The sequence below is a fragment of the Georgenia sp. Marseille-Q6866 genome (assembly GCF_965111665.1).
In genome coordinates, this window is record NZ_CBCOOR010000002.1 from 26198 (window position 1) to 47202 (window position 21005).

General features: G+C 72.6%; 17 protein-coding genes and 1 tRNA gene. 12 read left to right on the forward strand and 6 right to left on the reverse strand.

Features of this window, described 5'->3' with window-relative positions; all coding sequences use genetic code 11:
- The first annotated feature begins 77 nt into the window (after positions 1–77).
- The 3 genes from gltB to pyk all read left to right on the forward strand — a co-directional run bounded on the left by gltB (position 78) and on the right by pyk (position 7634).
- Positions 78–4649 (forward strand): glutamate synthase large subunit, encoded by a 4572-nt coding sequence (gene gltB / locus ACWPXV_RS02040; RefSeq protein ID WP_454083659.1) that lies wholly within the window; start codon positions 78–80, stop codon positions 4647–4649.
- The gene (locus ACWPXV_RS02045; RefSeq protein ID WP_454083660.1) at positions 4642–6138 is read left to right on the forward strand and encodes a glutamate synthase subunit beta; all 1497 of its coding nucleotides are present in this window, start codon (positions 4642–4644) and stop codon (positions 6136–6138) included. The genes gltB and ACWPXV_RS02045 overlap by 8 nt, the downstream gene beginning before the upstream one ends.
- A 71-nt stretch (positions 6139–6209) precedes the next feature.
- Complete coding sequence (gene pyk / locus ACWPXV_RS02050) at positions 6210–7634, forward strand: pyruvate kinase (protein WP_454083661.1); 1425 nt, start codon at positions 6210–6212, stop codon at positions 7632–7634.
- Positions 7635–7728: 94 nt separating this feature from the next.
- Here pyk and ACWPXV_RS02055 read toward each other — a convergent pair whose 3' ends face one another.
- A complete protein-coding gene (locus ACWPXV_RS02055; protein WP_454083662.1) occupies positions 7729–8439 on the reverse strand; it encodes a hypothetical protein in 711 nt (236 codons plus the stop codon).
- Between the two features lie 78 nt (positions 8440–8517).
- Between ACWPXV_RS02055 and ACWPXV_RS02060 the strand changes: the two genes are divergently transcribed.
- Together ACWPXV_RS02060 and ACWPXV_RS02065 are read left to right on the forward strand one after the other, a co-directional pair.
- Complete coding sequence (locus tag ACWPXV_RS02060) at positions 8518–9033, forward strand: DUF1353 domain-containing protein (protein ID WP_454083663.1); 516 nt, start codon at positions 8518–8520, stop codon at positions 9031–9033.
- Positions 9003–9374: a hypothetical protein gene (locus ACWPXV_RS02065; protein ID WP_454083664.1), complete on the forward strand. Its 372-nt coding sequence runs from the start codon at positions 9003–9005 to the stop codon at positions 9372–9374. The genes ACWPXV_RS02060 and ACWPXV_RS02065 overlap by 31 nt, the downstream gene beginning before the upstream one ends.
- A gap of 68 nt (positions 9375–9442) precedes the next feature.
- On the opposite strand, the gene ACWPXV_RS02070 is transcribed toward ACWPXV_RS02065, so the two are convergent.
- The 3 genes from ACWPXV_RS02070 to ACWPXV_RS02080 form a co-directional block, all read right to left on the reverse strand.
- On the reverse strand, positions 9443–9661 hold the full coding sequence (locus ACWPXV_RS02070) for a hypothetical protein (RefSeq protein WP_454083665.1): 219 nt from the start codon (positions 9659–9661) through the stop codon (positions 9443–9445).
- A gap of 125 nt (positions 9662–9786) precedes the next feature.
- Positions 9787–10473, reverse strand: a complete 687-nt coding sequence (locus tag ACWPXV_RS02075; RefSeq protein WP_251303238.1) for a response regulator — start codon at positions 10471–10473, stop codon at positions 9787–9789.
- Positions 10457–11944 (reverse strand): sensor histidine kinase, encoded by a 1488-nt coding sequence (locus ACWPXV_RS02080; protein WP_454083666.1) that lies wholly within the window; start codon positions 11942–11944, stop codon positions 10457–10459. Before ACWPXV_RS02080 ends, ACWPXV_RS02075 begins: the two co-directional genes overlap by 17 nt.
- Here ACWPXV_RS02080 and ACWPXV_RS02085 point away from each other — a divergent pair.
- The 3 genes from ACWPXV_RS02085 to ACWPXV_RS02095 all read left to right on the forward strand — a co-directional run bounded on the left by ACWPXV_RS02085 (position 11903) and on the right by ACWPXV_RS02095 (position 14730).
- Complete coding sequence (locus ACWPXV_RS02085) at positions 11903–12514, forward strand: hypothetical protein (RefSeq protein WP_454083667.1); 612 nt, start codon at positions 11903–11905, stop codon at positions 12512–12514. The two genes, ACWPXV_RS02080 and ACWPXV_RS02085, sit on opposite strands and share 42 nt — an antisense overlap.
- 77 nt (positions 12515–12591) lie before the next feature.
- Positions 12592–13473: a manganese catalase family protein gene (locus ACWPXV_RS02090; RefSeq protein WP_454083668.1), complete on the forward strand. Its 882-nt coding sequence runs from the start codon at positions 12592–12594 to the stop codon at positions 13471–13473.
- Positions 13474–13548: 75 nt separating this feature from the next.
- Complete coding sequence (locus ACWPXV_RS02095; RefSeq protein ID WP_454083669.1) at positions 13549–14730, forward strand: FAD-dependent oxidoreductase; 1182 nt, start codon at positions 13549–13551, stop codon at positions 14728–14730.
- 16 nt (positions 14731–14746) lie between these two features.
- On the opposite strand, the gene ACWPXV_RS02100 is transcribed toward ACWPXV_RS02095, so the two are convergent.
- A tRNA-Leu gene (locus ACWPXV_RS02100) sits at positions 14747–14820 on the reverse strand.
- Positions 14821–15005: 185 nt separating this feature from the next.
- Between ACWPXV_RS02100 and ACWPXV_RS02105 the strand changes: the two genes are divergently transcribed.
- On the forward strand, positions 15006–15626 hold the full coding sequence (locus tag ACWPXV_RS02105) for an ANTAR domain-containing response regulator (RefSeq protein WP_251303383.1): 621 nt from the start codon (positions 15006–15008) through the stop codon (positions 15624–15626).
- A gap of 14 nt (positions 15627–15640) precedes the next feature.
- Here the strand turns inward: ACWPXV_RS02105 and ACWPXV_RS02110 are convergent, their stop codons facing one another.
- Entirely contained in the window at positions 15641–16063 is a 423-nt protein-coding gene (locus ACWPXV_RS02110; protein WP_454083670.1) for a PaaI family thioesterase, read from the reverse strand.
- Here ACWPXV_RS02110 and polA point away from each other — a divergent pair.
- The 3 genes from polA (at position 16062) to ACWPXV_RS02125 (ending at position 20875) form a co-directional block, all read left to right on the forward strand.
- Positions 16062–18824, forward strand: coding sequence for a DNA polymerase I (gene polA / locus ACWPXV_RS02115; RefSeq protein ID WP_454083671.1), 2763 nt, complete (start codon positions 16062–16064; stop codon positions 18822–18824). The genes ACWPXV_RS02110 and polA overlap by 2 nt on opposite strands.
- 29 nt (positions 18825–18853) lie before the next feature.
- Positions 18854–19645, forward strand: coding sequence for a class I SAM-dependent methyltransferase (locus ACWPXV_RS02120; RefSeq protein ID WP_454083672.1), 792 nt, complete (start codon positions 18854–18856; stop codon positions 19643–19645).
- Between the two features lie 201 nt (positions 19646–19846).
- Complete coding sequence (locus ACWPXV_RS02125; protein WP_454083673.1) at positions 19847–20875, forward strand: 6-phosphofructokinase; 1029 nt, start codon at positions 19847–19849, stop codon at positions 20873–20875.
- Positions 20876–21005: the final 130 nt, after the last annotated feature.

Sequence of the window (21005 nt, forward strand, 5' to 3'; positions counted from 1 at the left end):
GAGTAAAGTTTCCGCTCGGCTGGGTCAACGGCGTCCCACTTCTGGTCAAGACAGTCACGAAGTAAGGGGAATGCACCATGGGCCCGATCCACGGAACCACGCCGCAGCCGGGGGCGCCGCCGCGCCAGGGTCTCTACGACCCCGCGTACGAGCACGACGCCTGCGGCGTCGCCTTCGTCGCCACGCTCCGTGGGACCCCGGGCCGCGACATCGTCGACGCGGCCCTCACGGCCCTCGCCAACCTCGACCACCGCGGGGCCGTGGGCGCCGAGCAGGACACCGGCGACGGCGCCGGCATCCTCCTCCAGGTGCCCGACGCCTTCCTCCGCGCCGAGCTGCCCTTCGCGCTCCCGGAGCCCGGCCACTACGCCGTCGGCCTGGCCTTCCTCCCCGGCGGCAACGGCGCGTCGACCGAGCGTGCCGCCGCCGTGGCCACCGTCGAGCGCATCGCCGCCGAGGAGGGCCTGCGGGTCCTCGGCTGGCGCGAGGTGCCCGTCGTCGAGCACCTCGTCGGCCAGATGGCCCGCTCGACGATGCCGGCCTTCCGCCACCTCGTCGTCGCCGACGCGGACGGCGAGCGCTCCGGCGTCGCGCTGGACCGCCTCACCTACCGGCTGCGCAAGCGCGCCGAGCACGAGCTCGGCGTCTACTTCGCCTCCCTGTCCTCCCGCACGCTCGTCTACAAGGGCATGCTCACCACCGAGCAGCTCGCGAGCTTCTTCCCCGACCTCGGCGACCCGCGCCTCGTCAGCACCCTGGCGCTCGTCCACTCCCGCTTCTCGACGAACACCTTCCCGTCGTGGCCGCTCGCGCAGCCCTTCCGCATGGTGGCGCACAACGGCGAGATCAACACCGTCCGCGGCAACCGGAACTGGATGGGTGCCCGTGAGGGCGTCGCCTCGAGCGAGCTGCTCGGCGACCTCGAGCCGCTGCTGCCCGTCTGCCCGCCCGGTGCGAGCGACTCCGCGTCCTTCGACGAGGTGCTCGAGCTGCTCCACCTCGGCGGCCGCTCGCTGCCCCACGCGGTCCTCATGATGATCCCCGAGGCCTGGCAGAACCACGCCGAGATGGACGAGGCCCGCCGCGCCTTCTACGAGTACCACTCGACGATCATGGAGCCCTGGGACGGGCCGGCGGCGATGACCTTCACCGACGGCACCCTCATCGGCGCCGTCCTGGACCGCAACGGCCTGCGCCCCGCCCGCTACGTCGTCACCGAGGACGGCCTCGTCGTCCTCGCCTCGGAGTCCGGCGTCCTCGACATCGACCCCGCCACCGTCGTGCGCAAGGGCCGTCTCGAGCCGGGCCGGATGTTCCTCGTCGACACCGCTGCCGGGGAGGTCGTGGACGACGACGCCCTCAAGGACGAGCTCGCCGCCTCCGCCCCCTACGGCGACTGGCTCGCCGAGCACACCCTCCACCTCGCCGACCTGCCCGACCGTGAGCACGTCCTGCACTCCCGGTCCTCCGTGGGGCGCCGCCAGCAGGTCTTCGGCTACAGCGACGAGGAGCTGCGCATCCTCCTCGCGCCCATGGCGCACACCGGCGCGGAGGCGCTCGGCTCGATGGGCACCGACACGCCCCTCGCCGTCCTGTCCACCCGGCCGCGGATGCTCTTCGACTACTTCGCCCAGCAGTTCGCGCAGGTGACGAACCCGCCGCTGGACGCGATTCGCGAGGAGCTCGTCACCTCCCTCGGTGGAGCGATCGGCCCCGAGCCGAACCTCCTCGCTGAGGACCCCGAGCACGCCCGCAAGCTCGTCCTGCCCTTCCCGACGATCGACAACGACCAGCTCGCCAAGGTCGTCAACGTCGGCAGCGCGCGCGCCGGCAAGGGGCTGCGCTCCGTCGTCGTCTCCGGGCTGTACCCGGTGGCCGGCGGGGGAGCCGCGCTCGAGCAGCGGCTGGACGAGATCTTCGCCGAGGTCGACGCCGCGATCGAGGACGGCGCGAGCTTCATCGTCCTGTCCGACCGCCACTCCACGGCCGCTCTCGCCCCGATCCCCTCGCTGCTGCTCACCGCGGCAGTGCACCACCACACGCTGCGCCACCGGACCCGGACCAAGGTGAGCCTCCTCGTCGAGGCGGGGGACGTGCGCGAGGTCCACCACGTGGCCCTCCTCATCGGCTACGGGGCGGCCGCGGTCAACCCCTACCTCGCGATGGAGAGCGCCGAGGAGCTCGTCCACACGGGCGTCGTCACCGGGCTCACCCCCGAGCAGGCCGTCTCCAACGTCATCCGCGCCCTGGGTAAGGGCGTGCTCAAGGTGATGAGCAAGATGGGGATCTCCACGGTCTCCTCCTACCGCGGCGCGCAGGTCTTCGAGTCCCTCGGCCTGTCCCGCGAGCTCGTGGCCCGCTACTTCACCGGCACCCCCGCCCCGCTCGACGGCGTCGGCCTGGACGTCCTCGCGGCGGAGGTCGCCGCCCGCCACGCGACCGCCTACCCGCCGTCGGGCATCTCGCCCGCCTCTCGCCAGCTGCGGACGGGAGGGGAGTACCAGTGGCGCCGCGACGGCGAGCCGCACCTCTTCGACCCGGAGACGGTCTTCCGGCTCCAGCACGCCACGCGCAGCCGCCGCATGGACGTCTTCCGCGACTACACCCGCCGGGTGGACGAGCAGGCCGAGCGTCTCATGACGCTGCGCGGCCTGTTCCGCCTGCGCGAGCGTGCGCCCATCCCGGTGGACGAGGTCGAGCCGATCAGCGAGATCGTCACGCGCTTCTCCACCGGCGCGATGTCCTACGGCTCGATCTCAGCCGAGGCGCACCAGACCCTGGCGATCGCGATGAACTCCCTCGGCGCGAAGTCGAACAGCGGTGAGGGCGGGGAGGACACCGACCGGCTCCACGACCCGCGGCGCCGTTCGGCGATCAAGCAGGTCGCCTCGGGCCGCTTCGGTGTCACCGCGGACTACCTCACCAGCGCGGACGACATCCAGATCAAGGTCGCCCAGGGCGCCAAGCCCGGCGAGGGCGGGCAGCTGCCCGGCACCAAGGTCTACCCGTGGGTCGCCGGGACCAGGCACTCCACCCCGGGCGTCGGCCTCATCTCCCCGCCGCCGCACCACGACATCTACTCGATCGAGGACCTCGCCCAGCTCATCCACGACCTCAAGAACGCCAACCCCGAGGCGCGCGTCCACGTCAAGCTCGTCAGCGAGGTGGGCATCGGCACGGTCGCGGCCGGCGTCGCCAAGGCGCACGCCGACGTCGTCCTCGTCTCCGGCCACGACGGCGGCACGGGGGCCAGCCCCCTCACCTCGCTCAAGCACGCGGGCGGCCCGTGGGAGCTCGGCCTGGCGGAGACCCAGCAGACCCTCATCGTCAACGGCCTGCGCGACCGGATCACCGTCCAGACCGACGGGCAGCTGAAGACCGGCCGCGACGTCGTCATCGCGGCCCTGCTCGGTGCGGAGGAGTACGGCTTCGCGACGGCGCCGCTCGTCGTCGCCGGCTGCATCATGATGCGCGTGTGCCACCTGGACACCTGCCCGGTCGGCATCGCCACGCAGAACCCCGAGCTGCGCGAGCGCTTCACCGGCAAGGCCGAGCACATCGTCGCCTTCTTCGAGTTCATCGCCCAGGAGGTGCGCGAGCTGCTCGCCTCCCTCGGCCTGCGCTCGCTCGACGAGGCGGTGGGCCGGGTCGACCTGCTCGACACGGACGAGGCCGTCGGGCACTGGAAGACCGCCGGGCTGGACCTCTCGCCGATCCTCGCGGACGTCGACCCGGCGCCCGGCACCGCCCGGCGCCGCATCCGCGCCCAGGACCACGGCCTGGAGAAGAGCCTGGACGTCACCCTCATCGAGCGGGCGCGTCCCGCCCTCGACGACGGCGTCCCGGTCCGCCTGGACCTGCCGGTCCGCAACGTCAACCGCACCGTCGGCACGCGCCTGGGTCACGAGGTCGTCAAGCGCCACGGGGCCGCCGGCCTGCCCGACGGGACGATCGACATCACCCTGCGCGGGACGGCCGGCCAGTCCTTCGGCTCGCTCCTGCCGCCGGGGATCACGCTGCGCCTGCTCGGCGACGCGAACGACTACGTCGGCAAGTCGCTGTGCGGCGGGCGCGTCGTCGTCCGGCCGGAGGAGGAGTCGCGGCTCGTCGCCGCGGACAACACCATCGCCGGCAACGTCATCGGCTACGGCGCGACGTCCGGGGAGCTGCTCCTCTCCGGCCGCGTCGGCGAGCGCTTCTGCGTGCGCAACTCCGGCGCGACCGCCGTCGTCGAGGGCGTCGGTGACCACGCCCTCGAGTACATGACCGGTGGCACCGTCCTCATCGCCGGCCCCACGGGCCGCAACCTCGGGGCGGGCATGTCGGGCGGCACCGCCTACGTGCTCGACCTCGACCGCGGGCGGGTCAACGCCCCCGCCGTGGCCGACGGCGAGCTGCTCCTCGTCGAGCTCGACGCCGAGGACCGCTCGATCGTCCTCGACCTGCTCCGCCGCCACCACGAGCACACCGGCTCGGCCGTGGCCGCCGAGCTCCTCGCCGACGCAGACGCCGCGTGCGCCCGCGTCACCAAGGTCCTGCCCCGCCGCTTCGCGGCCGTCTCCGCCGCCCTCGCCGACGCCGCCCAGGAGGGCCTGGACGCCGGTTCCCCGGACGTGTGGAGCACCATCCTGGAGGTGTCCAATGGCTGACCCCCGCGGTTTCCTGACCTACCGGCAGCGCGAGCTGCCCGCCCGCCGTCCCGTCCCGGTGCGGATCCTCGACTTCCGCGAGGTCTACGAGCGGCGGCAGGAGGACGCGCCGGCGCTCGTCCGCCAGGCCACGCGCTGCATGGACTGCGGCGTGCCGTTCTGCCACGCCGGCTGCCCGCTCGGCAACCTCATCCCGGAGTGGAACGAGCTCACCCGCCGCGAGGACTGGGAGGCGGCGATCGGCCGGCTCCACGCGACGAACAACTTCCCGGAGTGGACCGGGCGTCTGTGCCCGGCGCCCTGCGAGAGCGCGTGCGTGCTGGGCATCAACCAGCCCGCGGTGACGATCAAGAACATCGAGCAGTCCATCGCGGACACCGCCTGGGACCAGGGGCTCGTCACGCCCCAGGTGCCGGACCGGCAGACCGGCCGGACGGTCGCCGTCGTCGGCAGCGGCCCGGCCGGCCTGGCCGCGGCCCAGCAGCTCACGCGCGCCGGCCACACGGTCGCCGTGCTCGAGCGGGACGACCGCATCGGCGGCCTGCTCACCTACGGCATCCCGGACTTCAAGATGGAGAAGGTCCAGGTGGACCGCCGGGTGGCGCAGATGGAGGCCGAGGGCACGATCTTCCGCCCGGGCGTGGACGTCGGCACCGACGTCACCGGCGAGCAGCTGCGGGAGCGGTACGACGCCGTCGTCCTCGCCCTCGGCTCCACGGTGCCGCGCGAGGTGCCCGTCCCGGGCCGCGACCTCGGCGGCATCCACGTCGCGATGGACTACCTCGTCCAGTCCAACCGCGTGGTGGCCGGCGACGACGTCCCGGACCAGGTGACGGCGGCCGGCAAGGACGTCGTCATCATCGGCGGCGGCGACACCGGCTCGGACTGCTTCGGCACCGCCCGCCGGCAGGGCGCCCGCTCGGTCACCCAGATCGACATCAACGTCCGCCGCGGCGAGGACCGCGCACCGGGGGAGCCGTGGCCGATGGACCCGCGGGTATTCACGATCTCGACCTCCCACGAGGAGGGCGGTGAGCGCATCTTCGGCACCGCCACCCTCGAGTTCGTCTCCGACGGCAGCGCCGGCCCCGACCAGGTGACCCACATCCGCATGGTCGAGGTCGTCCGGCACGCCGACCGCTCCACCACCCCGGTCGACGGGACCGAGCGGCTCATCCCCGCGCAGCTCGTCCTCATCGCCATCGGCTTCGAGGGCGTGCCTCGCGGGGGGCTCGCCGACCAGCTCGGCGTGGCCGTCGACGAGCGCGGGCGTGTCGTGCACGACGAGATGTTCGCCACGTCCGTCCCCGGCGTCTTCGTGGCCGGTGACGCCGGCCGCGGGCAGTCGCTCATCGTGTGGGCGATCGCGGAAGGCCGGTCCTGCGCGGCTGCGGTGGACCGCTACCTCGACGGCGGCAGCGGCCTGCCCGTCCCGGTGACGGCGTCCAGCGCCCCGCTGGGAGCCGGGATCGCGAGCCTCGGCGCCTGACCCAGCGAGAGGGGCGTTCGCCGGTCGAACGTCCCTCTCGCGAGGACGAATCGGGCTATAGGCTGGTCACCATGCGTAGAGCAAAGATCGTGTGCACCCTCGGCCCGGCCACAGAGTCGGCCGACCAGATTCAGGCGCTCGTCGATGCCGGCATGGACGTGGCCCGGATCAACCGAAGCCACGGCTCCGCTGCCGAGCACGAGGTCGTCTACAACCGCGTCCGGGACGCCGCCCAGGCCTCCGGCCGCGCCGTCGCCGTCCTCGTCGACCTGCAGGGGCCGAAGATCCGCCTCGGGCGTTTCGTCGAGGGGGAGGTCGAGCTCACTGAGGGCCAGACCTTCACCATCACCACCGAGGACGTCCCCGGCACCGCGGAGATCGCGTCGACGACGTACGCGGGCCTGCCGGGTGACTGCACCCCCGGTGACCGCATTCTCATCGACGACGGCCGCGTGGCCGTGCGGATCCTCGAGGTCGACGGCCCCCGCGTCGTCACCCGCGTCGAGGTCGCCGGCCCCGTCTCGAACAACAAGGGCCTCAACCTGCCCGGCGTCGCCGTGAGCGTCCCGGCCCTGTCGGAGAAGGACAAGGAGGACCTGCGCTGGGCGCTGCGCCTCGGCGCCGACGTCATCGCGCTGTCCTTCGTCCGCTTCGCCGCGGACATCGACGACGTCCACGCGATCATGGACGAGGAGGGACGCCGCGTCCCCGTCGTCGCCAAGATCGAGAAGCCGCAGGCCGTGGAGAACCTCGTCGAGATCGTCGACGCCTTCGACGGCATCATGGTCGCCCGTGGCGACCTCGGCGTCGAGCTCCCGCTCGAGGAGGTCCCGATCGTCCAGAAGCGGGCCGTCGAGCTCGCCCGCCGCAACGCCAAGCCGGTCATCGTCGCCACGCAGGTGCTCGACTCGATGATCTCCAGCCCGCGCCCCACCCGCGCGGAGGTCTCCGACTGCGCCAACGCCATCCTCGACGGCGCCGACGCGGTCATGCTGTCCGGCGAGACCTCGGTGGGCCAGTTCGCGATCGAGTCCGTCCGCACGATGGCCCGCATCGTCGAGCACACCGAGGAGGAGGGTCGCGAGCGGATCGCGCCGCTGGGCACCACCCCGCACACCCGCGGTGGTGTCATCACCAAGGCCGCCGCCGAGATCGGTGAGCTGCTCGGCGTGAAGTACCTCGTCACCTTCACCCAGTCTGGCGACTCCGCGCGCCGCATGTCGCGTCTGCGCTCCTCGATCCCGCTGCTCGCCTTCACCCCGCTCACGGCCACGCGCAGCACGCTGGCGCTGAGCTGGGGCGTGCAGACCTACGAGGTCCCCGAGGTCGCCCACACCGACGAGATGGTCGCGCAGGTGGACAAGGTCCTCACCAGCTCGGGCCTCGCCGAGGACGGCGACCGCATCGTCATCGTCGCCGGCATGCCCCCGGGCCAGGTCGGCAGCACGAACTCCATCCGGGTCCACAAGGTCGGCGAGCTGCCCAGCTCCAACTGACCGACGGTCACCCACCGTCTGATCCTCAGCCCCGCCGGGTCCGCCCGGCGGGGCTGAGTCGTCCCCGACGACGGCGTGAGCCCGGCGGGCGGGGTCAGGCGGTGGTCGCGCCGCCGGTGGCAGGCGGGGCGCCGAGCGCCCCCGCGATCCGCTGCTCGACGGCGTCGGTGGCGGCGGTCGGCAGGACGACGAGCCCCTCGAGCTCACGCGTGGCGCGACGGTAGGCGGACTGCCGCTCCGCCTGCCCGGCGCCGGGGTCCTCGGCGAGGGCGAGGAAGCGCTTGGCACGCACGAGGGCCTGCTGCTCGCTGGGGGAGAAGTCCGAGGTGCGCCGCCGCCGTGCCTCCTGCTCGGCGCGGTCGAAGGCGGTCTCGTAGTGGCGCACCGCCTCCCGGTAGGCGGCGAGGTCGGCCGGCTCGGTGAGGAGCTGCTCCGGGTCCTCGGGCCGGGCCGCCTCGGCGTCCCGCCGTGCCCGGTGGAAGTCGACGGTGAGCGGTTCGCGCATGTCGGTGATGAGCGGGTAGTCGATGAGTGCGGCGACGTCGAGCTCGTAGCGCAGCCAGCGGGCGTTGACGGCGTCGTGCCGGGCGATCGTGCGCTCCACCTCGGTCCGTGTGGCGGTCGCCTGCTCGGCCGCCGCGGCGCGGGCGCCGTACTTGATCCGGGCCAGCTCGAGCCGGTCACGGCGACGGCGCTCGTCCCACTTGCGCACGTTCTTGACGACGGCGCCCGCCGAGCCGCCGAAGGCCGCCCCGAGCGGGAACACGAGCCACCAGTAGGCGCCGACGAACTCGAAGAAGCTCACGCTCGGGAGTCTAGCGACGGGCGCCCGGGTGGATGTCGGTCCTCGGCCGTAGCCTCGGGAGGAGAAGGGGGTGGGGGCATGCCGTTCGTGAGGGACCGCGAGGGACGGTGGCGCAGGTGCCCCACGGTGGACCTGCGCCAGCTGGCCGGGGACGGGCGCACCCGTTTCGAGGTCCTCGAGGAGTTCGGCTACACGCGGCTCCCTCCGGACGGGCGCGACGCCACCGGCCCCACGTGGTCGCGCGCCGCCGTCGAGCACGTCGTGCCGGCCGGCTTCGTCACCGACCTCGCCTCCGTCCCGTCCGTCCTGTGGGGCGTCATCGCGAGCTACGGCCGCCAGACGCTGCCGGCGGTGCTCCACGACACGCTCTACGCCGCCGCGCGCTCCGAACGGGCCACGAGAGCCCGGCGCCTGCGCCGTGAGGCGGACACCCTCTTCCGCGCCACCCTCCGGGCCACGGGGGCGGGGCCGGTGCGGCAGTGGCTCATGTGGGCGGGGTGCGGACCTTCGGCAGCCCGGCGGTCGTCGTCCCGCTCGTCGTGCTCGGGGTCGTCCTGCTGGGGGTGGGCGTCCTCGCGCTGGGCGGCTGGCTGACGGCACCGCCGGTCGCGCTGGCGGCCGTCGTGGCGGCGCTGGCGGCGCTCCTCGTCGCCCCCGTCGTCCCGAGCGTCGAGGAGGGCGCCGACCCGCGTGCCCGGCTGCGACCGGCCCGCTTGGGCGCCCTGCTGGGGGCGTGCGTGCTCGTCCTCATCGCTGCTGCACCGGTCGTCGTCGTCATCGTCGTCACGACCGTCGTGCGTGTCGTCGTCGAGCTGGGGGAGAGGCCCGTGGCCCACCCCGGGCGCCCCGTGGAGGAAACCGCACCGACGGCGCGGATCACGTGGTCACCACTGCTCGCCCGGGTGTCTACGCGTGCGGAGCCGCCGGTGGACTGACGGGTCTGGAAGACAGCATGACCGCGGAGCCGGTGTCCCGGCTCCGCGGTCATGGAGGTGTCACCGACTCAGATGCGGCAGAAAAGCCACCACGGGACTGCACCGCAGAAGGAGATCTGCGGGGTGATCTCGCCGCCACCCGGCGTGGACACCACGGGCTGGGTGACGACGGGCTGGGAGGTGCCGGGGAGCTCGTGGCTACCGGGCACGGACGCTGCCGCCGGCGCCATGGTCAGGCCGATGACCGCCAGGGCCAGGGCCGCAGTTCGGGCGATGGTGCTCTTCATCAGAACCTCAGTTTCTGGAGAAAGGGGTGGAGGTTTTCACATCGTCCCCGTCCAACGTCGTGGCAGTCATCCTTCGAAAGGAGGAAGAGCCTCCACCAGGAGGACGATTTGTGATCAGGTGCCGATCAGCGGACGAGGCGCCGTTCGTAGGCGTACACGACGATCTCGAGCCGTGAGCCGACCCCCATCTTTCGCATGATTGACGAGACATGTGTCTTGACCGTCGTCTCGGCGACGAAGAGCTCCTCGGCGATCTGGCCGTTGGACCTGCCGCGGCAGAGCAGCTCGAGGACCTCGTGCTCGCGGGAGGACAGTCCGATGTCCGAGGCCTCGGCGGAGCTCGGGGTGCGCAGCAGGTAGTTGTCGATGAGCCGGTCGGTCGGCCCGGGCGAGACCACCCGGTTGCCCCGGTGGGCGCGGCGGATCGACTGGACGAGGTCCTGCGGACTGGTGTTCTTGAGGAGGAACCCGGCCGCTCCGGCGTCGAGCGCCTCGAGGAGGAACTCGTCCTCGTCGAAGGTCGTGAGGAGGACGATGCGCAGCTGGGGGAACTCCTTGCGGAGCTGGACAGTCGCCTCGATGCCTGTCATGACCGGCATCTGGATGTCCATGATGACGAGGTCCGGGTCGTGCGTGCGCACGAGGTCGCGCACCTGTGACCCGTCCTCACCGGTCCCGACGACGTCGATGTCGTCCGCCGTCGCCACGTAGCTCTGGAGCGTGGTGAGGACCATGGGGTCGTCGTCCACGAGGAGCACGCGGATCGTGTCCTTGTCGGTGGGTCCTGCGACACCCTCAGTGCTGTGCGGCACGCTCTACCTGTCCTTCGCTCGCGGAGCTGATCGTCGGGATGGAGGCCTGGATGATCCATCTCCCATCATGATGACGTACGGCCAGGCTGCCTCCGACCGCCTCGACTCGTTCCCGCACGCCGATGAGACCCACGCCCGAGCTGAGTGCACTGTCCGCCTCCGCGCCCTCACGGGCGTCGTTGAGGAACAGCGCCCGCGTCTCGACGTCGGTCCGCTCGATCATCACGGTGCACGGCGCGCCGGGGCGGGCGTACTTGGCCATGTTGGCCGTGCACTCCTGGATGACGCGCACGAGTGCGGTGCGCACGGAGAACGGCAGCGGCAGGTCGACGTGGTCTTCGATGTGGACCTGGAGGGAGTGGCCGGCGCGCTCGAGCGAGACGCGGGCGTCGTCGAGGGCACGCTGGAGAGTCGGGGCGGCAGCGGCAATCGCGGCCGGCACGTTCTCCGTCCCCGGACGCCCAGTGCTGCTGTCCTCCGTGCGCAGGATCTTGAGCACGCCGCGCATGCTCACGACCGACTGACGGCCGATCGCGATCGCGTGGTCGATCTCCTCGAGCACCTTGGGGTCCTGGATGCCGCTGAGCTTGGCGCGCTCCAGGGCCATGATGATCGAGGTGATGTCGTGGATAGACGTGTCATGGAGTTCCCGCGCAAGGTCACGGCGCTGGCGTGTGAGCTGAGCGGCGGAAGTGCGCTGGATGCGTTCGACGGAACTGGACATGAACCGGACTCCCTCGCCCATAAGGCAGGGGACTAGGAAGATGAACAACCATGTCACGACGTCCGCGAGCGGTAGCTCTGTGGGCTGAAGGGTCGTGAGCATCGTGATGACCACAACGACGTAGACGTAGCCGACTGGTCGCGCGCGGACAGCGACGAGGACGCCGGTGATGACTAGCGACGCGACGATGGTGACCGAGAACGGGTGCACGCCGATGAGCAGCTCCGCCATGACGAGCGGAACCGAGAGCGCCGCCGCCACGACCGGCCACCGTGCCAGCCCGTACAGGACGAGGATGGCTGCGACCTGGACGATCGTGAGCCCCGTCGGGAGTTCGTCGACCTCGCTGATGTACAGCTCCCACGCGAGCAGGCAGGTGACGCCCACGTAGAGCAGGACGCGGGCACGCGCGGCCCAGCGCCTCTTCGTGTCGGGCTCCTTGCCGAGGCGGGATGCCGCACGAGCGGTCGCCGTGCTGAAACGTCCTCTGAGGTCCATCACCGCGAATCGTTCCACACCCCGGTGCCGCGCGGTGCCCGATTCCGCGTGCCGCGCACGAGCGGTGCGGGTGCGCGCCGCGGCCGGGCCGTCGATCCTGGCCCGATGGCACCACGAGTCTTCCGCTCCGTCCCCGCCACCGTCGCACGAGCGGCCGCCGCGGCAGGCGGACAGCTCGCCGGCGTCGCGCTCGGCGCCGTCGGCCGGGTGCGGCGCGGCAAGCCGCTGCACCCGCGCGGCACCGTCCACGAGGCGGTCCTCACGGTCTGGGGCGTCGAGCGCCCCTGGCAGGTCCCGCTCCTGGACGAGGCGGGCGAGCACCGCGGCGTCGTCCGCGTCTCCCGCGCCGCGGGGCTGCCGCCGCCGCTGCCCGACGTCCGAGGGCTGGCCCTGCGCCTGAACGAGCCGACGGGACCGGTGGACCTGCTCCTGTCGACCACCGGCGTCGGTCCTCTCACGCGCTACGTCCTGCTCCCGCGCCTCACCGATCGCCGCCCGATGACCACGCTCCTCCCGGTCCGCACGCCCACCGGCCCGCTCCTGCTGCGCCTCACGCCGGTCGCGTCCGGCCCGGCGACCCGGACGTGGCTGCTCGCCGCGGCGCGGGGCAGCGGCCCGTGGGAGCCCACGGGCCGGCTCGTCGCGACCACCCGACCGGTGCACCCCGACCCGGACCCGCCGCTGCGCTTCGACCCGGTCCGCCACCTGCCCACGGGCGTGAGCCAGTACCCGTGGGTGCGGCTCGCGCGCGACCCGTCCTACGTCCGTTCGCGGCAGTGGTCCCCGCCCTCGCGCTGGCGTCGCCGTCCGGGTGCGTGACGCCCGCAACGGCGTGATAGTGGGCAGGCGATGACCCGGCCCACCCCGCCGACCGGGCCGACTCACGAGGAGGCAGGATGTTCTTCCACAAGCAAGAGCTGCAGTTCAAGGCCACTCCCGACAAGCCGGACGCCGTGTACGCCCGCAAGCTCCAGGAGGTGCTCGGCGGTCAGTACGGTGAGATCAGCGTCGCCATGCAGTACGCCTTCCAGGGATGGAACATGCACATCCCGGGGAAGTACCGCGACCTGGTGTTCGGCATCGGCGCCGAGGAGTTCGGCCACGTCGAGATGCTCGCCGTCATGATCGCCCAGCTCCTCGAGAAGTCCCCGCTCGGGATCACCGCCGACGCCGTCCAGGCCGACCCGACCGTCGCCGCGGTCATCGGCGGCACCGACGTCCAGCACGCGATCGTCGCCGGCGCGGGCGCCCGCCCGGTCGACTCGATGGGCAACCCCTGGCAGGGCTCGTACATCACCGCGAGCGGCAACCTCCTCGCGGACTTCACGGCCAACGCGAACGCCGAGATGCAGGGCCGCCTCCAGGTGGCCCGGCTCTACCACATGACCGACGACTCCGGTGTCCGGGACATGCTCGCCTTCCTGCTGGCGCGCGACACGATGCACCAGAACCAGTGGCTGCGGGCGGTCGAGGAGCTCAAGGCGGACGGCCTGGAGGAGCTGCCGGTGCCGAGCAACTTCCCGCAGAAGAAGGAGCACACCGAGGTGTCCTACCAGTACCTCAACTTCTCCGACGGCGAGCACGCCAAGGACGGCGGCTGGGCCTCCGGCCCGTCCCTCGACGGCAAGGGCGAGCACACCTACCACGACGGCCCCACGACGTCGGCGCCCATGCCGCCGCCCACCCGTCCGGACGCGCGGCTCTACGGCACCACCGACGTGCCGAACCGCGTGGAGAAGATCGCCGGCACGGTCCAGGACAAGCTGCACCGCGAGTAGTCCGCCCCGGCGCGCGGGGGCCGGGTCACGCGGCCCGGCCCCCGCCAGCACCACCACCAAGAGACTGGAGTCGCGATGACCAGGCGGCACGACGTCGTCGTCGTCGGCGGAGGCAACGCCGGCATCTCCCTGGCGGCACGCCTGCGCCGGCTCGGGTGCCCCGACGTCTGCGTCGTCACGCCCGACCAGGACCACCTCTACCGCCCGCTGCTCAACTTCGTCGCGGGCGGCCAGGCGCCCTTCGACCGGCTCACCCGGCCCATGCGGGACGTCCTGCCCGAGGGCTGCACGTGGGAGGCGAGCCCCGCGGTGTCCGTCGACAGCGACGCGCGCGAGGTGACGCTCGCGTCCGGCACCCGCGTCGGCTACACCGACCTCGTCCTCGCCCCCGGCCTGGAGCCCGACATCGCGGCGACGCCGGGCCTGGGGGAGGCCATGGACCTCGGCTGGTCACGGACCTCCTACCTGCGCGACACGGTCGAGGCCACGTGGGACGCGATCCGCGAGACAGAGAGCGGGCGCGTCGTGTTCACCGTCCCGCCCGAGCCGGCACCGGCCGGTGGGACCGCCCTCAAGCCGCTCTTCCTCGCCTGCGACCTCTGGCGGGCCCGCGGCGTCCTCGGCGGCATCGACGTCCACCTCGTCACGCCCTACGACGCCGTCCTCGACCTGCCCTTCGTCGACCGCCACCTCCAGCCGGCGCTCGAGCGCTTCGGCGTCACCGTCCACCACCGGGCGACCGTCGCGGGTGTCGACGCCCGCGGCCGGACCGTCACGATCGCGAGCGACAACGGCACCCGGGAGCTCGACGACGTCAGCTGGGCCTCGGTGGTCCCGCGCTACCGCGCGCCCGCCTGGGTGCGGCCCTTCGCTGGGGAGCACCCCGCCGGCCTCGTCGACGTCGACCAGGAGACCCTCGCGCACCGCACCGTCCCGCGGCTGTGGAGCCTGGGCGACGTCGCCGACACCGGCACCCGCCCCTCCGGCGGCGCCCTGCGCCGGCAGGTCGCAATCCTCGCCGACAACATCCAGGCCGCGCGCACCGGCCGGCCGCCCCAGCGCTACGACGGCTACACGGTCATCCCGATCACCGTGGACCGCCGCCGGCTCCTGCTCGCCGAGTTCGACCGCCACGGCACGCCGACGCCGAGCATCAGCGCGGTCGACCTCACCGTGCCGCGCCGGCCGCTGTGGTTCTTCGACCGCTACGTCGAGCCGGTCGTCTACTACCGGCGCCTGCTCAAGGGCAAGGTCTGAGCCCCACGCGCATCGGTGCCCCGGGCGGGACTCGAACCCGCACTGTGCTGATTTTGAGTCAACCGCCTCTGCCAATTGGGCTACCGGGGCGAGCGCACCGTCACCTTAGCGGGCGCGTCTCCCACGGCCCAACCCGGCCCGAGTGTGGAGAAGATGCGGAGGATCACTGTTCTGTCGGGGTGCCGCCGGGCAGTCGAGGCGGGCGGGCGAGTAGTGTTGTCGCCGTGAGTGAGAACAACGAGGCCGGCCCGGTCGAGGCTGCCACTGCCGATGACATCGTCCTGCCCGTCCGCGAGGACGTGCCGAAGGCTCCTGAGGGGGACGCGCGCCGCGTCGTCGTCGCCGAGGACGAGACGCTGATCCGTCTCGACATCGTCGAGACCCTCAAGGAGGCGGGCTTCGACGTCGTCGGCGAGGCGCCGGACGGGGAGACCGCGGTGCGGCTCGTCACCGAGCTCGAGCCCGACGTCGTCGTCATGGACGTCAAGATGCCCGGGATGGACGGCATCTCGGCGGCCGAGAAGATCATGGCCGACCGCACCTGCGCCGTCGTCATGCTCACCGCCTTCTCCCAGGCCGAGCTCGTCGAGCGGGCCCGTGACGCCGGCGCGATGGCCTACGTCGTCAAGCCCTTCACGACGGCGGACCTCCTGCCGGCGCTCGAGATCGCCATCTCGCGCTTCCAGGAGATCAGCTCGCTGGAGTCGGAGATCGCCGACCTCAACGAGCGCTTCGAGACCCGCAAGCGCGTCGACCGCGCCAAGGGCCTCCTCATGACGAAGATGGGCCTCACCGAGCCCGAGGCGTTCCGCTGGATCCAGAAGACCTCGATGGACCGCCGCCTCACCATGCGTGAGGTCGCCGACGCCGTCATCGACCAGGTCGGCGCCAAGTAGTCGCCGTCGGCCGCCTACGTGCGGTCGACGAGCATGCACGTGAGACGGGCGGTGCACACGCGCCGCCCGTCCTCGTCGGTGATGGCGACGTCGTAGGTCGCCAGCCGCCCGCCCAGGTGGAGCGGGGTGGCGACGGCGGTGACGAAGCCCGAGCGGACCGCGCGGTGGTGCGTGGCGCTGAGGTCGACGCCGACCGCGCCCCGGCCCGCCCCGGCGTGGAGCGCCGCCGCCACGGAGCCGACCGTCTCGGCCAGCGCGGCCGACGCACCCCCGTGGAGCAGGCCGACGACCTGCGTGTTGCCCTCCACCGGCATCCGGGCCGAGACGTGCTCCGGGCTCGCGGTGAGGAGCTCGATGCCGAGGCGCTCGGTGAGCGTGCCCAGGCCGCCGACGGAGTCCTGGAGGCGCGCGAGGAGGTCGGGGTCGGTGCTCGTCATGGGCCCAGCCTGCCACGCCCCTGGGCGCCCGCCGGCTCGCCGCTGGAGCGCGGTGTCGGTGCCGCCACCTAGGGTTGGGGGCGTGAGCACGAGCACCGACCGCCCCCGCCTCCTCGTCGTCGACGGCCACTCCATGGCCTTCCGCGCCTTCTACGCACTGCCTGTGGAGAACTTCTCGACGACGACCGGCCAGCCGACCAACGCCGTCTTCGGCTTCACGTCGATGCTGATCAACCTGCTGGCCGCGGAGGAGCCCACGCACATCGCCGTCGCCTTCGACGCCGGGCGCACCACCTTCCGCACCGAGCAGTACAGCGAGTACAAGGCCACCCGCGACGCGACCCCCGAGCCCTTCCGCGGGCAGGTCGCCCTCATCGTCGAGGTGCTCGACGCCATGGGCATCCCGCACCTCACCAAGGAGGGCTTCGAGGCGGACGACATCATCGCCACGCTCGCCACGCAGGGCGCGGCCGACGGCCTCGACGTGCTCGTCATCTCCGGTGACCGCGACACCTTCCAGCTCGTCAGCGACGACGTCACCGTCCTCTACCCGGTCAAGGGTGTCTCCTCGCTGGCCCGGATGACCCCGCAGGCGGTCCTCGACAAGTACGGGGTGCCGCCCGAGCGCTACCCCGACCTCGCCGCTCTGGTCGGCGAGACGAGCGACAACCTCCCGGGCGTGCCCGGGGTGGGACCGAAGACGGCCGCGAAGTGGATCGGCGTGTACGACGGCCTCGAGGGCATCCTCACGCGCGCCGAGGAGGTCACCGGCAAGGCCGGGCAGTCGCTGCGCGACAACCTCGAGCAGGTCGCCCTCAACCGCAAGCTCAACCGCCTCCTCACCGACGTCGAGCTGCCGGTCAAGGTGGACGACCTCGCCCGCAAGGCGGTGGACCGCGAGGCGGTCCACTCGGTCTTCGACGCCCTCGAGTTCGCCGTGCTGCGCGAGCGGCTCTTCGCCAGCCTGCCCGCGGAGGCGGCGCCCGCGGCCGACCAGGGTGTCGACGTCGACGTCACCGCCCTCGGGCCGGGGGAGCTCGCCGGCTGGCTCGAGCCGCGCCGCGGCCGGCTGCTCGGTCTGGAGGTCACCGGGACGTCCGCGCAGGGAACCGGGGACGCGTGGGCACTCGCCCTCGCCGACGACGCTGCCTCCGCCGCCACGCTCGACCTCACCACGATCACCCCGGAGGACGACGCCGTCCTCGCGGCGTGGCTGGCAGACCCCGCCGCACCGAAGACTCTCCACGACGCCAAGGCCGCCGCCCACGCGCTGTCCGGGCGCGGCCTCGTCCTCGACGGCATCGCCTTCGACACCGCGGTGGCCGCCTACCTCTGCCGCCCCGACCAGCGCCGCTACGACCTCGCCGACCTCACGCTGCGCCACCTGCGCCGCGAGCTCGTCGCCGACGAGGGGGACGGCGGCCAGGGCATGCTCGTCCTGGACGACTCCGCCGCCGGGCGGCAGGCCGGGGTGCGTGCCGTTGCGGTCCGCGACCTCACCACCGTCCTCCAGGGCGAGCTCGAGGACCGCGGCGCGGGCCACCTCCTCGCCGACCTCGAGCTGCCCGTCCTCGGGGCCCTCACGCGGATGGAGCGTGCCGGGATCGCGGCGGACCTCGAGTTCCTCCGGGAGCTCGAGGACCGCTTCGGCACCGCCGTCGAGGACGCGGCCGCCGCCGCGTACGGCGTCATCGGTCACGAGGTCAACCTCTCCTCCCCGAAGCAGCTCCAGGAGGTGCTCTTCACCGAGCTGGAGATGCCGAAGACGAAGAAGACCAAGACCGGCTACACGACCGACGCCGACGCCCTGGCCGACCTCTTCGCCAAGACCGAGCACCCCTTCCTCGCCCACCTGCTCGCCCACCGTGACGCGATCCGGCTGCGGCAGACGGTCGAGGGGCTGCTGCGCTCGGTCGCCCCGGACGGCCGCATCCACACGACCTTCCACCAGACGATCGCGGCCACCGGCCGGCTCAGCTCGACCGACCCCAACCTCCAGAACATCCCGGTGCGCACCGAGGAGGGCCAGCGGATCCGCCGCGGCTTCGTTGTCGGCGAGGGCTTCGCCACCCTGCTCACCGCGGACTACTCCCAGATCGAGATGCGCATCATGGCGCACCTCTCGGGGGACCCGGGCCTCATCGACGCCTTCCGCAGCGGGGAGGACCTCCACTCCTACGTCGGCTCGCGCGTCTTCGAGGTGCCCACCGACCAGGTGACGAGCGCGATGCGCGCGAAGATCAAGGCGATGAGCTACGGCCTGGCGTACGGCCTGTCGGCCTTCGGGCTCTCGCGCCAGCTGCGCATCGAGGTCGGTGAGGCGCGCACGCTCATGGACGACTACTTCGAGCGCTTCGGCGGGGTGCGCGACTACCTCGGCGGGGTGGTCGACGAGGCGCGCCGCACCGGTTACACCGAGACGATCATGGGCCGGCGGCGCTATCTGCCCGACCTCACGAGCGACAACCGCCAGCGCCGCGACATGGCCGAGCGGATGGCGCTCAACGCGCCGATCCAGGGGAGCGCCGCCGACATCATCAAGGTCGCGATGGTCGAGGTCGAGCGCGGCCTCCACGCCGCCGGCCTCAGCTCGCGCCTGCTGCTCCAGGTCCACGACGAGCTCGTCCTCGAGGTCGCGCCGGGGGAGGAGGAGACCGTCGAGGCGCTCGTCCGGGAGCGGATGGCCGCCGCCGCCGAGCTCCAGGTCCCCCTCGACGTCTCCGTCGGCCACGGCCGCTCCTGGCACGAGGCCGCCCACTGAGGGCCGGCGGTGACGGGGAGGACACGGGCATGAGCGGGGTGGGCTTCTGGGAGGTCGATGCGGCCGCCGCGGTGCGCGCGAACGGCCGGTGGTGGAGCGAGAACGCCGCCGAGTACCTCGACGAGCACGGCGCCTTCCTCGGCGACGCCGACTTCCGTTGGTGCCCCGAGGGGCTGCGCGAGGAGGAGGCCGGCCTCCTCGGGGACGTCAGCGGCCTGCGGGTGCTCGAGGTCGGCGCCGGCGCCGCCCAGTGCTCGCGCTGGCTCGCCGGGCGGGGCGCCGAGGTGCTCGCCACCGACATCGCCCCCGGCATGGTCGCCGCCTCCGCCGAGCTCGACCGGCGCACCGGTCGCCGCGTGCCCGCCGTCGTCGCCGACGCCCGCGCCCTGCCCCTGGCGGAGGCCAGCGTCGACCTCGCCTTCACGTCCTTCGGCGCGATTGCCTTCGTCCCGGACGCCGCGAGCATCCACGCCGAGGTCGCCCGGGTGCTGCGCCCCGGGGGCCGCTGGGTGTTCGCCGTCGTCCACCCCGTGCGGTGGGTCTTCCCCGACGACCCCACGTCCGCCGGCATGCGGGTGCTGCGCTCGTACTTCGACCGCACCCCCTACGTCGAGACAGACGATGAAGGCGCCCCCCTCTACGCCGAGTACCACCGCACCATGGGGGACCACGTCCGGGAGGTGACGGCCGCCGGGCTCGTCATCGACGACGTCGTCGAGCCGGAGTGGCAGGAGGAGAACCCGCAGGTGTGGGGCGGGTGGGGCCCGCTTCGCGGGCGCTACGTCCCGGGCACCGCCATCTTCGTCACCCACCGTGCCTGACTGAGGCCCGGGAGGGGCGGGCGGAATCCGGCTGTCGGTCACGGGAGCGAGGGCCGACGGCGGGAGGGGCGGGCGGGATCCGGCTGTCGGCGACGGGCGGTGGGCGTGGGGACCTTCGACGGCGGGCGAGGCTGCGGGGCGCCGTTAGGCTGGTTCGTGGTCCCGGCGCCCCGGCGCCACCCCGAAGTACAGGAGCCACACGTGCGAATCGGTCTGCTCACCGGCGGCGGTGACTGCCCCGGCCTCAACGCGGCGATCCGAGCGGTTGTCAAGCGCGGGCTGGGGGAGTACGGGCACTCGATCATCGGCTTCCGCAACGGGTGGAAGGGCGTCGCCGAGGGCGACGTCATGCCGCTCACCCGGGGCGACATCCGCGGCGTCCTCGACACCGGTGGCACGCTGCTCGGCACCGCCCGCTTCCACCCGCACTCCCGCGAGGGCGGGCTCGACGCGGTGCAGGCCACGCTCGAGGCGGAGCGCATCGAGGCGCTCATCTGCATCGGCGGCGACGGCACACTCCACGCGGCGAGCAAGGTCGCCGAGGAGACGGGCATCAAGATCGTCGCGATCCCCAAGACGATCGACAACGACGTCGCCGGCACGGACCGCTCGATCGGCTTCGACACGGCCGTCCACATCGCCACCGAGGCCATCGACCGCATCCACACGACGGCGGAGAGCCACAACCGCGTCATGGTCATCGAGCTCATGGGTCGCTCCGCGGGGTGGATCGCCGTCCAGGCCGGGATCGCCGGCGGCGCGGAGGTCGTCCTCACCCCCGAGGAGCCCTTCGACATCGACAGGGTCACCCGCTACCTCAAGCACCGGCACCGCGCGCACGCCTCCTTCTCGATCGTCGTCGTCGCCGAGGGCGCCGTCCCCGCCCAGGGCACCTCGATGGAGTGGGAGACGAAGTACGGCAAGTTCGGCGAGATCGTCTCCGGTGCCATCAGCGAGCGGGTCGCCGAGGAGATCGCCGCCCGCACCGGCTTCGACACGCGAGTCACCGTGCTCGGCCACGTCCAGCGCGGCGGCACGCCGCTGCCCTCCGACCGCATCCTCGGCTCCCGCTTCGGCGTCGCCGCCGTCGACGCCCTCCAGCAGGGCCGCACGAGCGTCATGACGGCGCTGCGCGGCGAGGAGGTCGTCCTCGTGCCCCTCGACGAGGTCGCGGGCAAGGCCAAGCCGGTCCCCGAGGAGCTCATCCGGGTGGCCAACGCGCTGGCCTGAGCGATTCTTGTCCCCGTCGGTCGGGACGAGTAGGATCACCCGAGGTGACGTGTGCTCGCGGCTGGCGACACCTTGGTGGACGGAGCTCCGCTGGGCGTGTGGTGGGTCGCGCGGTGTGCGAGCCGACAAC

Bases quoted from the DNA above. Each gene is read 5' to 3' on its own strand.
- gltB (WP_454083659.1), top strand. From the start codon at position 78: ATGGGCCCGATCCACGGAACCACGCCGCAGCCGGGGGCGCCGCCGCGC.
- ACWPXV_RS02045 (WP_454083660.1), top strand. From the start codon at position 4,642: ATGGCTGACCCCCGCGGTTTCCTGACCTACCGGCAGCGCGAGCTGCCC.
- pyk (WP_454083661.1), top strand. From the start codon at position 6,210: ATGCGTAGAGCAAAGATCGTGTGCACCCTCGGCCCGGCCACAGAGTCG.
- ACWPXV_RS02060 (WP_454083663.1), top strand. From the start codon at position 8,518: ATGCCGTTCGTGAGGGACCGCGAGGGACGGTGGCGCAGGTGCCCCACG.
- ACWPXV_RS02070 (WP_454083665.1), bottom strand. From the start codon at position 9,661: ATGAAGAGCACCATCGCCCGAACTGCGGCCCTGGCCCTGGCGGTCATC.
- ACWPXV_RS02090 (WP_454083668.1), top strand. From the start codon at position 12,592: ATGTTCTTCCACAAGCAAGAGCTGCAGTTCAAGGCCACTCCCGACAAG.
- ACWPXV_RS02095 (WP_454083669.1), top strand. From the start codon at position 13,549: ATGACCAGGCGGCACGACGTCGTCGTCGTCGGCGGAGGCAACGCCGGC.
- polA (WP_454083671.1), top strand. From the start codon at position 16,062: ATGGGCCCAGCCTGCCACGCCCCTGGGCGCCCGCCGGCTCGCCGCTGG.
- ACWPXV_RS02110 (WP_454083670.1), bottom strand. From the start codon at position 16,063: ATGACGAGCACCGACCCCGACCTCCTCGCGCGCCTCCAGGACTCCGTC.
- ACWPXV_RS02120 (WP_454083672.1), top strand. From the start codon at position 18,854: ATGAGCGGGGTGGGCTTCTGGGAGGTCGATGCGGCCGCCGCGGTGCGC.